Annotated in this window: 14 protein-coding genes; 3 read left to right on the top strand and 11 right to left on the bottom strand. The window is 36.9% G+C overall.

Features of this window, described 5'->3' with window-relative positions:
* Positions 1–8 precede the first annotated feature (8 nt).
* The 9 genes from mreD to yfmF are packed head-to-tail and all read right to left on the bottom strand — an operon-like array spanning position 9 to position 7727.
* Positions 9–503: a rod shape-determining protein MreD gene (gene mreD, locus QM917_RS02505; RefSeq protein ID WP_153224649.1), complete on the bottom strand. Its 495-nt coding sequence runs from the start codon at positions 501–503 to the stop codon at positions 9–11.
* Positions 500–1321, bottom strand: coding sequence for a rod shape-determining protein MreC (gene mreC, locus QM917_RS02500; protein WP_153224648.1), 822 nt, complete (start codon positions 1319–1321; stop codon positions 500–502). Before mreC ends, mreD begins: the two co-directional genes overlap by 4 nt.
* A 21-nt stretch (positions 1322–1342) precedes the next feature.
* Positions 1343–2137, bottom strand: a complete 795-nt coding sequence (locus QM917_RS02495) for an energy-coupling factor transporter transmembrane component T family protein (RefSeq protein ID WP_049526146.1) — start codon at positions 2135–2137, stop codon at positions 1343–1345.
* Entirely contained in the window at positions 2130–2969 is an 840-nt protein-coding gene (locus QM917_RS02490) for an energy-coupling factor transporter ATPase (protein WP_414284677.1), read from the bottom strand. Before QM917_RS02490 ends, QM917_RS02495 begins: the two co-directional genes overlap by 8 nt.
* A complete protein-coding gene (locus tag QM917_RS02485) occupies positions 2954–3781 on the bottom strand; it encodes an energy-coupling factor ABC transporter ATP-binding protein (RefSeq protein WP_075231081.1) in 828 nt (275 codons plus the stop codon). Before QM917_RS02485 ends, QM917_RS02490 begins: the two co-directional genes overlap by 16 nt.
* A 2-nt stretch (positions 3782–3783) precedes the next feature.
* Positions 3784–4323 (bottom strand): CDP-diacylglycerol--glycerol-3-phosphate 3-phosphatidyltransferase, encoded by a 540-nt coding sequence (gene pgsA, locus QM917_RS02480; RefSeq protein ID WP_075231082.1) that lies wholly within the window; start codon positions 4321–4323, stop codon positions 3784–3786.
* 11 nt (positions 4324–4334) lie between these two features.
* Complete coding sequence (rodZ, locus tag QM917_RS02475) at positions 4335–5159, bottom strand: cytoskeleton protein RodZ (RefSeq protein WP_075231083.1); 825 nt, start codon at positions 5157–5159, stop codon at positions 4335–4337.
* A gap of 37 nt (positions 5160–5196) precedes the next feature.
* Positions 5197–6480 (bottom strand): EF-P 5-aminopentanol modification-associated protein YfmH, encoded by a 1284-nt coding sequence (gene yfmH, locus QM917_RS02470; protein ID WP_075231084.1) that lies wholly within the window; start codon positions 6478–6480, stop codon positions 5197–5199.
* Positions 6477–7727, bottom strand: coding sequence for an EF-P 5-aminopentanol modification-associated protein YfmF (gene yfmF, locus QM917_RS02465; RefSeq protein ID WP_075231085.1), 1251 nt, complete (start codon positions 7725–7727; stop codon positions 6477–6479). The genes yfmH and yfmF overlap by 4 nt, the downstream gene beginning before the upstream one ends.
* Before the next feature lie 161 nt (positions 7728–7888).
* On the opposite strand from yfmF, the gene yaaA reads away from it, so the two are divergent.
* Both yaaA and recF read left to right on the top strand, forming a co-directional pair.
* On the top strand, positions 7889–8257 hold the full coding sequence (gene yaaA / locus QM917_RS02460; protein ID WP_075231086.1) for a S4 domain-containing protein YaaA: 369 nt from the start codon (positions 7889–7891) through the stop codon (positions 8255–8257).
* Positions 8258–8259: 2 nt separating this feature from the next.
* On the top strand, positions 8260–9351 hold the full coding sequence (gene recF / locus QM917_RS02455; RefSeq protein ID WP_414284674.1) for a DNA replication/repair protein RecF: 1092 nt from the start codon (positions 8260–8262) through the stop codon (positions 9349–9351).
* A 52-nt stretch (positions 9352–9403) separates the two neighbouring features.
* On the opposite strand, the gene guaB is transcribed toward recF, so the two are convergent.
* Both guaB and trpS read right to left on the bottom strand, forming a co-directional pair.
* Positions 9404–10882 carry an IMP dehydrogenase gene (guaB, locus tag QM917_RS02450; RefSeq protein ID WP_153224638.1) on the bottom strand — a complete coding sequence of 493 codons (1479 nt, stop codon included), beginning with the start codon at positions 10880–10882 and terminating at the stop codon, positions 9404–9406.
* 161 nt (positions 10883–11043) lie between these two features.
* Positions 11044–12069 carry a tryptophan--tRNA ligase gene (trpS, locus tag QM917_RS02445; protein ID WP_001039667.1) on the bottom strand — a complete coding sequence of 342 codons (1026 nt, stop codon included), beginning with the start codon at positions 12067–12069 and terminating at the stop codon, positions 11044–11046.
* Positions 12070–12274: 205 nt separating this feature from the next.
* Between trpS and QM917_RS02440 the strand changes: the two genes are divergently transcribed.
* Positions 12275–13897, top strand: coding sequence for an ATP-binding cassette domain-containing protein (locus QM917_RS02440; protein WP_045762408.1), 1623 nt, complete (start codon positions 12275–12277; stop codon positions 13895–13897).
* The last annotated feature ends 15 nt before the right edge of the window (positions 13898–13912 follow it).

Here is a 13912-nt window from a genome sequence, read left to right as displayed (position 1 = left end):
TTTCTTTCTTATAGATATATTTTTTCAAAAATAAACTGGAAAACTAACATCCATAGACAGTTTAATATCATTGACGGAACTAGACCATAAACGATAAAGACTGTTATACTTTCAGCAGTTAATCCAATCATTTGCGCTAGAAGAAAACTACCAAATTCAAAAGAGAAAGTCATCATTAAAATAGCTAATAGTCTAGTCCATCTATTTGATAAAATGATCGCATTATTTTTATAAATAATTGCGCCAATTATAACGAAAAGTAGACTAGCAATCCCTACTAAATGGAAAAAATAAATATCGTATATAAGACCAATAAATAAGCAATAAACTAAAAATAGATACTCCGATACTTCAATAGTTTCAAACAACAAGAAGATGAAGATAAAGTGGCTCACAATTTGAAAATGTGGAAAAAAACTATTTACAAATTGCCCTAAATGACTGTCTATTAAGACAACTATAGGCAAGAGTAAAAACATCCCTATCTGCTTCAACAGTCTCATGATGGATTCCCCACTAACTCTACGACTTTGGTATTCATTGAATCAGACTGAAGTTTGACTAACACTTCTCTTGTCAGATAGTCATTGCTATGCGTCACAGATTCGACCTCACCTACTGGAATGTCAGTAGCATTAAAATTACCAAGACCACCAGTTACTACCTTGTCTCCTTGACTGATATCACTACTACTATTTAACTGGCTTATTTTAAGCAAGTCTTTTTCTTTGTCGTACCCAATGATAATGCCATATATACTAGTAGAACCGTGTTGGATTTTAACGGATATTTTCTCTGTATTTTCTGCGTTGGTTAGTAAGTTGACCACAGTAGAGTTATCTTCAATCTTTCCCACGCTTCCAATCAGTCCTCCACCAGCAATCACAAGCATATTACTGGTCACACCTTGTTGAGAACCTGCATCAATTGTCAACTCTTGTTTCCAGGTTGCAGGAGTTCTCATGATGACGTCAGAAGCAATTAACTTGGTTGCATTCAATTTTGACTTCATATCCAATAACTGACGCAGTTGCTCATTTTCTTCCTTCAGACTGTCTGCTTCATTCATTTCCTTCTTCATCTGATAGAGTTCTTTTTTGAGAGTTTCATTCTCGTTATAGGTTCTGGTCAAACGACCTAAATCAGATTTTACGGAAGAAAGCCATTGAAAAGGCTTTTGCACTATTCTATCGACTAATGAAATGCCATCTCCAGCTTTTGTTACAACTGCACTTGATTGTGTTGTCACTAAAAAAACGGATACTACTAATACAACGACAAATAGAACAATGATATATTTTGATTTTTTAAAACGGTTCATACCTCTACCTTATATTACATTCTAAGATTTTAGCAAAAATAGAATTGCACCCAATACACAAACAAATAATAGCGCTATACTGTCTCTGTTCATCCAATTTAACTGTCGATACTGACTGCGTCCATTCCCACCTTGATACCCCCTAGCTTCCATGGCTGTAGCAAGAGAATCCGCTCTTTTCAAACTGGTAGCGAACAAAGGAATCAAAATAGGAATCATAGCCTTAACCTTTTGAATTACATTTCCTTCTCCAAAATCTACACCACGCGCCTTTTGAGCATTCATAATGCGAATCGTATCATCCATCAAGGTTGGTACAAATCGCAAACTCATAGACAACATGAGCCCAATCTCATGAACTGGAACCTTAAATCTTTTTAAAGGTCCAAGCAAGGATTCAACCGCTGTTGCCAAGCTCAATGGCATGGTTGTCAAAGTAAGCAAGGTTGAGAAAAAGATAATCAACACAAAACGACAAAAAATAATTCCTGCCTGCTCAATACCATAGCTTGTGATTTTTATAAATCCCATCTCGAACAAGACTTGACCACCAGAGATAAAGAACAGTTGAAAAAGGGTTGTAAAAGCAATCAGAAAAAACATAGATCGCAATCCTTTTATAAAAAAAGATAAGGGAACTTCTGATAAAACGACAAATATGCCTGTTGCAATGAAGAGTATGAGATTTGTAATTGGATTATTAGCCCAAAAAGCAATGATGATCAATAAAATCATTGCTACTAACTTACTACGAGGATCTAGACGATGAATAATCGAATTTCCTGGTATGTATCGACCTAAAATCATATTATCCATTGATAAACTCCTTAAATTCCTCTATCGTTATCGGCAATTGTTCGAAAGAAATTCCTCTGTCAACTAGCCTTTGAGCAAATCGTGTGATTTTAGGAACACCCAATTGGATTTTTTCCATAAATTCGACATTTTGAAAGACAAGACTTGGCTTTCCACCCTTAACTAGTTTCCCTTTTTCCATCACATAAACTTGGTCAGCAAATTCAGCCACATCATCCATAAGGTGGGTTACTAAAACAATTGTTATGCCATCTTGATGAAGCTTTTTAAACAAGGCCATCAACTCTTTCCGACCAATTGGATCCAAGCCTGCGGTTGGCTCATCTAAAACCAAGATCTTAGGTTCCATTGCTAAAATCCCAGCAATAGCAACCCTTCTCATCTGGCCACCTGAAAGTTCAAATGGACTTCGTTCAAAGAGTGATTCATCGATTCCTACTAAAGCTAGTTTTTCACGCGCAATAGCTTCTGCCTCTTCTACAGAAACTCCAAAATTTTGAGGGCCAAAAGCCACATCTTTTAGGACAGTTTCCTCAAAGATTTGATTTTCTGCAAACTGAAATACCAACCCAACTTGTTTGCGAATTTGACGAATTTGCTTATTGACGGATGTTGGTGTAATCAATGTATCAAAGACACGAACACTTCCCTCTGTAGGAACCAACAAACCATTCAAGAGTTGTAGAATTGTAGATTTCCCACTTCCTGTATGCCCAATAATGGCCGTATAGGAACCATCTTCTATGGTCAGACTCACATCTGACAAGGCTGCTGAAGCAAAGGGTGTTCCTTCCTGATACGTATAACTAACATTGTCTAGAATAATTCCCATAAAGCCTCCTCGAGCTCCTCCTCGGTCAGGTAGTGCTCTGGTAATTTCAAGCCACTAGTACGTAGCGAATCTTTTAATTGATTGACAAAGGGTTGATCCAAACCAATTTGATCTAAATCCGATCTAGAGAATAATTCTCTAGGCGCGCTTGTTGACTCGACCTTTCCTTTTTTCATCACCAAAACTCTGTCACTCATGGCCACCTCATCTAAATCATGCGTAATGGAGATGACTGTCATCTGGTGGTCTTGGCGAATTTTCTGGACTATCTTAATCAATTCTAATCGTCCCTCAGGGTCCAACATACTTGTAGCCTCATCCAAAATTAAAATATCTGGTCGCAGAGCAACAACTCCTGCAATAGCTACCCTCTGCTTCTGACCTCCTGACAAGCGAGCTGGTTCCTTTTTAGCAAATTCAGCCATCCCAACCAATGATAAAGCCTCAGAAACACGTTTCTTCATCTCTTCAAGTGGGATTCCTTGATTTTCCAGTCCAAAAGCAACGTCGTCTTCAACAGTTGCTCCTACGAATTGGTTATCAGGATTTTGAAAGACCATACCAATCTTACGTCTTTTTTCCCAGACATTTTCTGGAGTTAGGCAATCACCGTCTATCCAAATTTCTCCAGATTCAGCCTCGAGCAAACCATCAATCAAGCGAACTGTCGTTGATTTTCCACTACCATTATGACCAACGATTGACAACCATTCTCCACGTTTCACGTGAAACGAAATGTTATGAACATCATAATGTTCTTGATCTGCCTGATATCGAAAAGACAGGTCTTTTATCTCAATAATCGATTCCATATCTAACGAAAGGTTCCTTTAAACAAATATGCGCTTCCCTTGAAATAATCATAACCAGAATAAACTGTGAAGAACAAGGCAATATAAAGAGTTATCTGACCAAGCACATTCCAGTGAAGTAGCAAGAATATAATCGCAAACATCTGACTAAATGTCTTGATTTTTCCAGGCATAGCAGCAGCTAGAACAGTACCTCCTGTTTCAACTAAGAGCAAGCGTAAACCGGTGACAGCAAGTTCACGACAAATAATTATTGCTACCACCCAAGCTGGTGCCATCTTTAGACCGACCAACATGATAAAGGCTGACATGACCAATAATTTATCAGCCATTGGATCTGCAAACTTTCCGAAATTACTAACCACTTGCCATTTTCTAGCTAAATAACCATCTAGATAGTCAGTGATACTTGCAATAGCAAAAATAACTGCTGCTATTTTATGTAACACAGGAGATTGTCCAAATGATAGAAGGAGAACAAAAATCGGAATAAATAAAATTCTACCAAGCGTCAGTATGTTAGGAATATTTTCTTTTTTCATATTATCCTTCCTTAGTTTGAACTTAATGTTAGAGTAATCCAACCAGTTTGACCAGTTAATTTTGAAGTGTCAATTTCCTTATTATCAATTTTCACCGATACTCCTTTAACAACACCCAATGTTATGGTTACTGGAGATCCTTTAGAGATGGTTGTTTTGGCTATTTTATTATTAGGTTCAAGAGTCACTCCTCCTGCTAAATCAGTATCCGAAACACTAATCCAGCTTGTTGCATCTGTTACAGATAATTGAAGCTCCGCAGAATCTTTAGATGTCTTATATTCCACTGATAAAGCATCTCCCTGACCTGAAACAGTCAAAGTAGTTGCCTCACTCGAACTTGATGAACTAGTAGCTTGACTACTACTTGATGCTACACTACTAGAGCTACTTGTTGAACTCACAACACTATAGGTTGCTGCAGAAGACGCAGTTGGTTGAGTTTGAATATAATTCCACACATAGTAGGTTACAAAAATTAAAATTGATAAAGAAAAAAGAACAAAGTAAAATAGCGGGAGAAATGAATTTTTCTTGCGATTAGATCGTCTACGTCCTGAAAGTTCAATCTCATCTACATCAACTTCTTCATAAGTAATCATACTACCTGAATCATAGGCATCTAGAACAATATGTTCATCTAATTCAACTGCCCAAGCATACTTTCTCAAAAATGAACGAGCATAAAAAGTACTCGGTAGTTTGTCAAAATCATCTGACTCCATTGCCTCCAACAAATCCAGCTGAATATCTGTCTTTCTATGCAATTCCTCTAAGCTCAGTCCTTGGTTAATTCTTGCAAGACGTAAGACCTCACCAATTGTTTTTTTTCTCATACTTAACATTCCTTCTTTCTAGTGTATTTTCTAGCGATTATATCGGGAAAATTGTACAATCAACCATATCGCTATTATTTATCAAATCATGTCCAGCCTCTAGAACATCTTCTAAAGTAATTTCCTGCAAAAGTTTAGGAAGGTCAAACAGGGTAGAACCTGTATCGGTTGGATGATACTGAGTAGCAATATATTCTAAGGAATCCATACTATGAAGAAATTCCCCATACATCTCAGTTTTTACAATATCCAAGTGATCCTCAGTGACATCCTCATCTTTCATAAAATTACGAATAGCTTTACGAAATTGATGAGAAAGTGCCACAGGTTCCTTTGTATCCATTGTTAATATCACAAAATGGAAACGAGGATCAACTTCTATTTCTAGAGACAGGGAAGCATCCAGTTTACCAGACTCATATAATCTTTGAAATCTTTGTGAAGTCCAACCAAACATCATTGTAAACAACAATTTCAATAAAAGATGATAACGATATTGATCTCGATTTCCGATTTCTTTATTCCCTCTAATACCGATCGCTAATTTGGGAGAAGCAACGTCCATCCGTAAACTTTCAGTAGTCTTTACAGGATGTAAAGATATTTGTTCTCTTTTAAACTCATATTTTTTTTCTTGCGGATAAGATTTCTTAGCAAAATAATCTTCAAGCCGTTCAAAATCAAAATTCCCCACTAAAAAGATATTACTATTGACAGGTCTGTAAAACTCTTTAAAGTTCTCTTCTAAATCCTCCAAACAAATAGCATCAATAGAGTTTTCACTACCAACAATATCTGAAGCTAAAGGACTTTCAGGATAGAGATTTGCCAAAGTCTTGAAAAATAGACAAGAATCTGGATCATCCTGATACATCTCTCTTTCCTGTTGAATGATATCCTTTTCGCGCTCCACAGATTCTTCAGTCATATTGAAAGTAGTGACAAGTTCTTCTAGCAAATCTAAACACTCTAGAACATTTTCAGAAGTCGAGAAAAGATAGTTAGTGTTCGTAAAGCTCGTAAAGGCGTTACTTTCAGCCCCTAGCTCTGTAAAAGCTGCCATAACATCTCCAGAATCTTCTCGTTCAAAAAGCTTATGTTCTAAGAAATGAGCGATCCCTTGAGGATATTTTTGTAAGCCCTTATCATCTACTGTAAACCTTGTGTCAACAGAACCGACTTGGACACTCACAACTCCATAAACCTCGTTAAAGTCCTTTTTAGGTAGTAAAGTAACTGTCAAACCATTTTCTAAGCTAGTTTGATACAAAGTTTCTTTTACAGCAGGATAATATTTCTTTTGAAAAGTAGGTCTGGTCATTCTGCTCCTTCCATAAAATAAATAGCCTGCAACTTAAAACTATTTGCTGCTTCACAAATTGCTTCTCTATCAACTTGTTCGAGTTTATCGATTAAAGTTTTTGTATCAAGATTTGCTTTCCCAAAAAAGGTTGACAGATAATATTTATCGACAATAGAATCTTGATTATCCTGAGCTAGTAGTAAGGATCGACGAATCATTTGTTTAGTCTGATCAATTTCCTTATCTGTAAACTTGCTATTTTTTATGTCAAGCAACTGATGATTCATCAATTTTCTTACTTTATTTCGATTTTGCCGATCAATTCCAGCAAACAATCGTAAAAATCCACTAAAGAGATCCAAGTGACTTGACACCGTATAGGCCAGTCCTTCTTTTTCTCGCACTTGGGTAAACAGTTTCGAATGAGGAAAGGCTCCTAAAAGACCATTGACAAGAAGCACTGCCATCTGTGCTTCATCACCGTATGCCACTGAACTATGGTAACCCATCTCTAAAACAGACTGTCCTAATCTCTTTCTAACAATACCTTCTCTAAGAATATTAGAATAGGGTTGCTGATATTGAATGTTTACAGCTGATTTACGACCTATTAACGGAAATTTATGTAAAAACTCTAAAACTTCAATTTCATTAAAATCGCCTAAGAAGAAAATATCTATTTGGTCTTCTTTTAGCATTTTTTGATAGCTTGAAAAACATGTTTTTGAATTCTCTTCTGAAATTCTAGAAATCAAATCTTTTGGAACTAGCTGCATTGATTCTTCTTGGAAAAACAATTGATCTAACTCTTTATGTGCAAAGAAGAATGGGTCTTCCAATTCTGATTCTAGCCTTGATAAGATCTGTTTTTTCTCGATGTCAAAAGCATTTTTCTCAAATCCATCCTCATCCGACAATGGTGTAAACAGAACCTGGTGCAGTAATTCTAAAATTTGAGAAGTTAATACGTTTTTCTTACTTAAAAATTCATCACGCACATAGGTAATATTCAAATCCACAAGATGACTTTGTCCTCTTCGATAGGCGTGCGCTGACAAATCAGTTCCATACAAGGTTGCTAAACGTTTTCTAAACAGTTGAGCAGTTGGATAACTTTGGTTGGCAGTTTCAAACATACTGGCACTTAACATGCGACTTGAAATTGAATCCAAAGACAATGGAGCTGTGAAACGCACAGTAATTTTATTAGTTTTAAATTTTTTTGATTGGATAAAATGCACTGCAATTCCAGGTACTAACTCCATCGCTTACCTCCTTCTACATAGAGTTCTATTATACCATGAAAAGAGAAAATTTTCTTGTTCTCTTTATTCCTTTTAGAATTAAAATCGCTTTCATTTCTAATGAATTTACCTCTGCCATTTCAAGGTAAAATATGGTATAATACCAAAGATTGAGGTGAACTATGGAATACAAATTATTTGAAGAATTTATCACTCTCCAAGCTCTCTTGAAAGAACTTGGTATTATACACAGTGGCGGAGCCATTAAATCCTTTTTAGCTGAGCATCTTGTCTACTTTAATGGCGAATTGGAAAATCGTCGTGGGAAAAAAGTAAGAATCGGAGACTCCATCGACATTCCTGATTTGAAAATCCACATCATTTTGACTCAACCTAGTCAAGAAGAACAGGAAGAATATCTTCAAGAAAAACTTGAGAAAGAACGTGTGGCTAAACTTGTCAAAGAAATGAATAAGACGGTCAAAAAAAAGCCAACAAAAAAGACCCAGAAAGCTGAAACAAAAACTGCGCCACGTTTCCCAGGTAGATAAGTATGTGGCTGAAAAATTTATCCATCAAACAATTTCGAAACTATCAGGATGCTGAAATTGAATTTAATCCTAAATTGAATGTATTTGTTGGTCGAAATGCACAAGGCAAAACCAATCTCCTGGAAAGTATTTACTTTTTAGCTTTAACTAGAAGCCATCGGACAAAGACAGACAAAAATTTAATTCAATTTGAAGAAGAACAGCTTCAAGTTTCTGGAATTCTTCAAAAACGAACGGCTACTGTTCCACTTGAGATTGACTTGACTCCAAAAGGTCGGATTACTAAAGTTAATCACTTAAAACAAGCTCGGCTATCTGACTATATTGGACACATGAATGTTGTTCTATTTGCACCCGAAGATTTACAACTTGTCAAAGGAGCACCTGCTATCCGACGTAAGTTTATAGATATGGAACTAGGACAAATCAAACCCATATACTTGTCAGATTTGTCAAGCTACAATCATGTGCTCAAACAAAGAAATACCTACTTAAAGTCAGCCAATCATATCGACGAAACATTTTTATCTGTTCTTGATGATCAGCTAGTGGACTACGGTTGTCGAGTGATGGTTCACAGAGCAGAATTTATCAAAAAAATGGAGTCTTTTGGTCGTGAAAAGCACTTTGATATTTCAGACCAATTGGAAGAGTTGTCAATACGTTATCAACCATCTGTAAACTTCACTGACAAGGAACATCTAGCTGAATCTTTCTATGCATCACTTCAAAAAAGTAGAGCAAGAGATTTATTTAAAAAGAATACTGGAGTTGGTCCTCATAGAGATGATATGATTTTCTTAATCAACGGTATAGAAGCAAGTTTTGGCAGTCAAGGACAGCATCGTAGCCTTGTCCTCTCTATCAAACTAGCTGAAATTGAGTTGATGGAGAGTATTACCAAGGAAGCGCCTATTCTTTTACTTGACGATGTTATGAGTGAACTTGACAATACTCGTCAACTTAAATTATTAGAGACTATATCTCAAAACATTCAAACCTTTATTACTACAACTAGTTTAGAGCATCTTCAGAACTTACCTGATAATCTCAGTGTATTTACAGTAAAAGATGGTCAATTGTCTGTAAACTAATATTTACAATATTGTAAATAAAAAATCTCCTGTCAAACAGGAGATTTTTTTATTACATTGAGTAGTTTGGTGCTTCATTTGTGATTTGCACATCGTGTGGATGGCTTTCTTTTAGACCAGCACCAGACATTTCGATAAACTGAGCATTGTCATGTAATTCTTTTAGGTTAGCAGCACCACAGTAACCCATACCAGAACGAATACCACCAATCATTTGGAAGACGATATCGGCTGCTGCACCTTTATAAGCAACACGACCTTCGATTCCTTCTGGAACCAGTTTGTTTGCTTCATTGACAGAACCTTGGAAGTAACGGTCGCTTGACCCCTTCTTCATAGCAGCAATTGAGCCCATACCGCGGTATGTCTTGAACTTACGTCCTTGGAAGATTTCAGTTTCACCTGGAGCTTCATCTGTTCCCGCGAACATTGAACCAAGCATTACTGCATTTCCACCAGCAGCAAGAGCTTTTACAATATCGCCAGAATACTTGATTCCACCATCAGCGATGATTGTTTTGCCATATTCACGCGCAACTGCTGCCGCATCATAGATAGCTGTAACTTGTGGAACTCCGACACCTGCAATAACACGAGTTGTACAGATTGAACCTGGTCCAATACCAACTTTAACAACGTCAACTCCTGCGTCATAAAGGGCACGCGCACCTTCAGCAGTAGCGATGTTCCCAGCAATCAGTGTACGGTCTGGGAAATGCGCACGGATTTCAGCGATTTTACGAAGAACACCCGCTGAGTGACCATGAGCAGTATCGATAACAATGGCATCAGCCCCTGCTTCAAAGAGGGCTTCAGCACGTTCAAATGTATCAGAAGTAACACCTACCGCACCAGCAACAAGAAGACGACCAAATTCATCTTTTGCAGCATTTGGAAATTCAATTACTTTTTCAATATCTTTGATTGTGATCAAGCCAGAAAGACGACCTTTTTCATCAACCAGTGGAAGTTTTTCAATACGGTGTTCTTGAAGAATGCTCTCAGCAGTTTTTAAGTCTGTACCAACTGGAGCAGTAACCAAGTTTTCACTGGTCATGTGTTTTGAAATTGGTTGGTTGTAGTCAGAAATAAAGCGAAGATCTCGATTGGTCAATATACCAATTAACTTACGGTTTTCGAGAGTTTCTACCACTGGAACACCACTGATACGGTAACGTCCCATGAGTTCGTCTGCTTCTGCAATTGTATGCTCTGGAGTCAAGAAAAATGGATCGATAATAACACCATTCTCAGAACGTTTTACCTTACGAACTTCATCTGCCTGTTGTTCAATAGACATGTTTTTATGGATAACTCCAAGACCACCTGCTCGCGCGATAGCAATGGCCATCTGGCTCTCAGTTACAGTATCCATAGCTGCTGTAATAATTGGGATATTTAAAGTCAAATTATCTGCCAATTTTGTAGTTAAATCCGCATCATTAGGCAATACATGACTCTCTGCTGGAATAAGCAATACATCATCAAAGGTAAAACCTTTTTTCAAAAATTTAGTGTCCCAATTAGACATTGAAGTTTCCTCTTTTCTTTCTTTTTGAGCTTGACGCTTTTTGTATTGTATCTATCATACCATTCTATGAAAATTTGTCAATTATATTGATAATAGATAATATAAAAAACTATCCCTTTAATTTTAAAGAAGAGATAGTTTTAGAGTTCGTATTTTATCTATTAATGAAAGTAATTTAGACCCATTGCTGATTTTACTTCTGATAGCGTTTGGCCAGCAACTTCTCGAGCTTTTTCACTACCTTTTTGTAACATATTATACACTTCACCCATATCTTTAGCATATTCTAGGCGACGTTCACGGATTGGACCAAGTTCACGTTCTAGGATTTCAAGTAGATACCGTTTTGTCTTAACATCACCTAGACCTCCACGTTGATAATGCTCTTTCATGTCAGCAATTTCTTGAGCATCTTCAGGACGTCCGAATACGTCTAAGTAATGGAAAACCATATTTCCTTCAATCTTACCTGGATCCTCAACACGAATGTGATCTGGATCTGTATACATACTCATTACTTTCTTACGCAAAGTATCTGCATCATCTGACAAGTAGATACCATTATTAAGCGATTTAGACATTTTGGCATTTCCATCAAGACCAGGTAAGCGACCTGCTCCTTCATTTTCAGGATAGATCCCTTCTGGCTCTACCAAAACATCACAATTGTAGGCATGGTTGAATGAACGCACAATCTCACGCGTTTGTTCAATCATCGGTTTTTGGTCTGTACCTACAGGAACATAGTTAGCCTTAAAAGCTGTGATATCTGCTGCTTGAGCAATTGGATAAACTAAAAATCCAGTTGGAATACTTTCTCCAAATCCTTTCTGAGCAATTTCTGTCTTTACAGTAGGATTACGCTCCAGACGAGCCAAAGACACTAGATTCATGTAATACATAGAAAGCTCTGCCAATTCTGGAATCTGGCTTTGAATGAAAATCGTTGATTTGTTAGGATCCAATCCCACTGCAAGATAGTCCAAAGCAACATTCCCAATAGACTCTACAATTGTTTGTGGATCTTTTGCATGGTCAGTTAAGGCTTGCTGGTCAGCCAAAAAAACAAACATGTCATATTTATCTTCTTGCTGTAATAAGACACGATTTTTTAAACTACCAACGTAGTGCCCAATATGTAATTTACCCGTTGGACGATCTCCTGTTAAAATAATGGGTTTATTCATCTTATTCTCCTTTGATATGGTCCTTTCAATTATAGCATTTTTTTGATAAAAAGACAGATAATTTTTTTATCAAATAATTACGATTTCAACTCCTCAACCGTAAACTATCTGTAAACATGCTTTACAAATAATTGACAGAGAAAAATTTGAATATTTGCTGATTTTCTAGTAGAATTATAGTATTACATATAATAGGAGAAAAAAATTGCTAACAGTATCTGATGTTTCACTACGTTTTAGTGATCGCAAACTTTTTGATGAGGTCAACATCAAATTTACAGAAGGAAATACATATGGTTTAATTGGTGCTAACGGTGCAGGTAAATCAACATTTTTAAAAATCTTAGCTGGGGATATTGAACCTACAACTGGTCATGTTTCTCTTGGACCTGATGAACGTCTTTCTGTGCTTCGTCAAAATCACTTTGACTATGAGGATGAACGTGTTATTGATGTTGTTATCATGGGTAATGAAAAACTATACAACATCATGAAAGAAAAAGATGCTATCTATATGAAGGCAGACTTTACTGATGAAGATGGAGTTCGTGCAGCTGAGCTTGAAGGTGAATTTGCTGAACTAGGTGGTTGGGAAGCTGAGAGTGAAGCTTCACAACTCTTGCAAAACTTGAATATTCCTGAAGATCTTCATTACCAAAATATGAGTGAACTCGCAAATGGAGACAAAGTGAAAGTACTCCTTGCTAAAGCTCTATTTGGTAAACCAGATGTCCTTCTTTTGGATGAGCCGACCAACGGTTTGGATATCCAATCTATTACTTGGTTAGAAGATTTCTTGATTGACTTTGATAACACTGTTATTGTCGTATCCCATGACCGTCACTTCTTGAACAAAGTATGTACTCACATGGCCGACCTTGACTTTGGAAAAATCAAACTCTATGTCGGAAACTACGACTTCTGGAAAGAATCTTCTGAGCTTGCTGCTAAATTGCTAGCAGACCGTAATGCTAAAGCAGAAGAAAAAATTAAGCAATTACAAGAATTCGTTGCTCGTTTCTCTGCTAATGCTTCTAAATCAAGACAAGCAACATCACGTAAGAAAATGCTTGATAAGATTGAACTTGAAGAAATTGTGCCATCTAGTCGTAAATATCCATTTATCAACTTTAAAGCTGAACGTGAAATCGGAAACGATCTCTTGACAGTAGAAAATCTATCTGTCAAGATTGATGGCGAAACTATTCTTGACAACATCAGCTTTATCTTGCGTCCAGGTGACAAGACAGCTCTTATCGGTCAAAACGACATTCAAACAACTGCATTGATTCGTGCTATTATGGGTGATATTGACTATGAGGGAACTGTCAAGTGGGGGGTTACAACTAGTCGCTCTTACTTACCAAAAGACAATTCAGCTGATTTTGCTGGGGGTGAATCTATTCTTGACTGGCTCCGTCAATTTGCAAGTAAAGAAGAAGATGACAATACCTTCTTGCGTGGTTTCCTTGGTCGTATGCTCTTCTCTGGAGATGAGGTTAACAAACCTGTAAACGTCTTGTCAGGAGGAGAAAAGGTGCGCGTGATGCTATCGAAACTCATGCTTTTAAAATCAAATGTTCTAGTACTTGACGATCCTACTAATCACTTAGATTTGGAATCTATTTCAAGTTTGAACGATGGATTGAAAAACTTCAAAGAATCAATCATCTTCGCCAGTCATGACCATGAATTCATTCAAACATTGGCTAACCACATTATTGTCCTATCTAAAAACGGTGTAATCGACCGTATCGATGAAACCTATGATGAATTCTTAGAAAATGCTGAAGTACAAGCAAAAGTCAAAGAACTTTGGAAAGACTAAATAATACTTTAAAAC

It is taken from the genome of Streptococcus infantis, assembly GCF_047460685.1.
Taxonomy (GTDB): Bacteria; Bacillota; Bacilli; order Lactobacillales; family Streptococcaceae; genus Streptococcus; species Streptococcus infantis_AD.
Note: the sequence above shows the minus strand (reverse complement) of the source record. Positions and strands in the feature narration are given on the sequence as shown.

Bases quoted from the DNA above. Each gene is read 5' to 3' on its own strand.
- QM917_RS02495 (WP_049526146.1), bottom strand. From the start codon at position 2,137: ATGGATAATATGATTTTAGGTCGATACATACCAGGAAATTCGATTATT.
- rodZ (WP_075231083.1), bottom strand. From the start codon at position 5,159: ATGAGAAAAAAAACAATTGGTGAGGTCTTACGTCTTGCAAGAATTAAC.
- pgsA (WP_075231082.1), bottom strand. From the start codon at position 4,323: ATGAAAAAAGAAAATATTCCTAACATACTGACGCTTGGTAGAATTTTA.
- mreD (WP_153224649.1), bottom strand. From the start codon at position 503: ATGAGACTGTTGAAGCAGATAGGGATGTTTTTACTCTTGCCTATAGTT.
- mreC (WP_153224648.1), bottom strand. From the start codon at position 1,321: ATGAACCGTTTTAAAAAATCAAAATATATCATTGTTCTATTTGTCGTT.
- QM917_RS02485 (WP_075231081.1), bottom strand. From the start codon at position 3,781: ATGGAATCGATTATTGAGATAAAAGACCTGTCTTTTCGATATCAGGCA.
- yaaA (WP_075231086.1), top strand. From the start codon at position 7,889: ATGGAATACAAATTATTTGAAGAATTTATCACTCTCCAAGCTCTCTTG.
- QM917_RS02490 (WP_414284677.1), bottom strand. From the start codon at position 2,969: ATGGGAATTATTCTAGACAATGTTAGTTATACGTATCAGGAAGGAACA.
- trpS (WP_001039667.1), bottom strand. From the start codon at position 12,069: ATGAATAAACCCATTATTTTAACAGGAGATCGTCCAACGGGTAAATTA.
- recF (WP_414284674.1), top strand. From the start codon at position 8,260: ATGTGGCTGAAAAATTTATCCATCAAACAATTTCGAAACTATCAGGAT.
- guaB (WP_153224638.1), bottom strand. From the start codon at position 10,882: ATGTCTAATTGGGACACTAAATTTTTGAAAAAAGGTTTTACCTTTGAT.
- yfmF (WP_075231085.1), bottom strand. From the start codon at position 7,727: ATGGAGTTAGTACCTGGAATTGCAGTGCATTTTATCCAATCAAAAAAA.
- yfmH (WP_075231084.1), bottom strand. From the start codon at position 6,480: ATGACCAGACCTACTTTTCAAAAGAAATATTATCCTGCTGTAAAAGAA.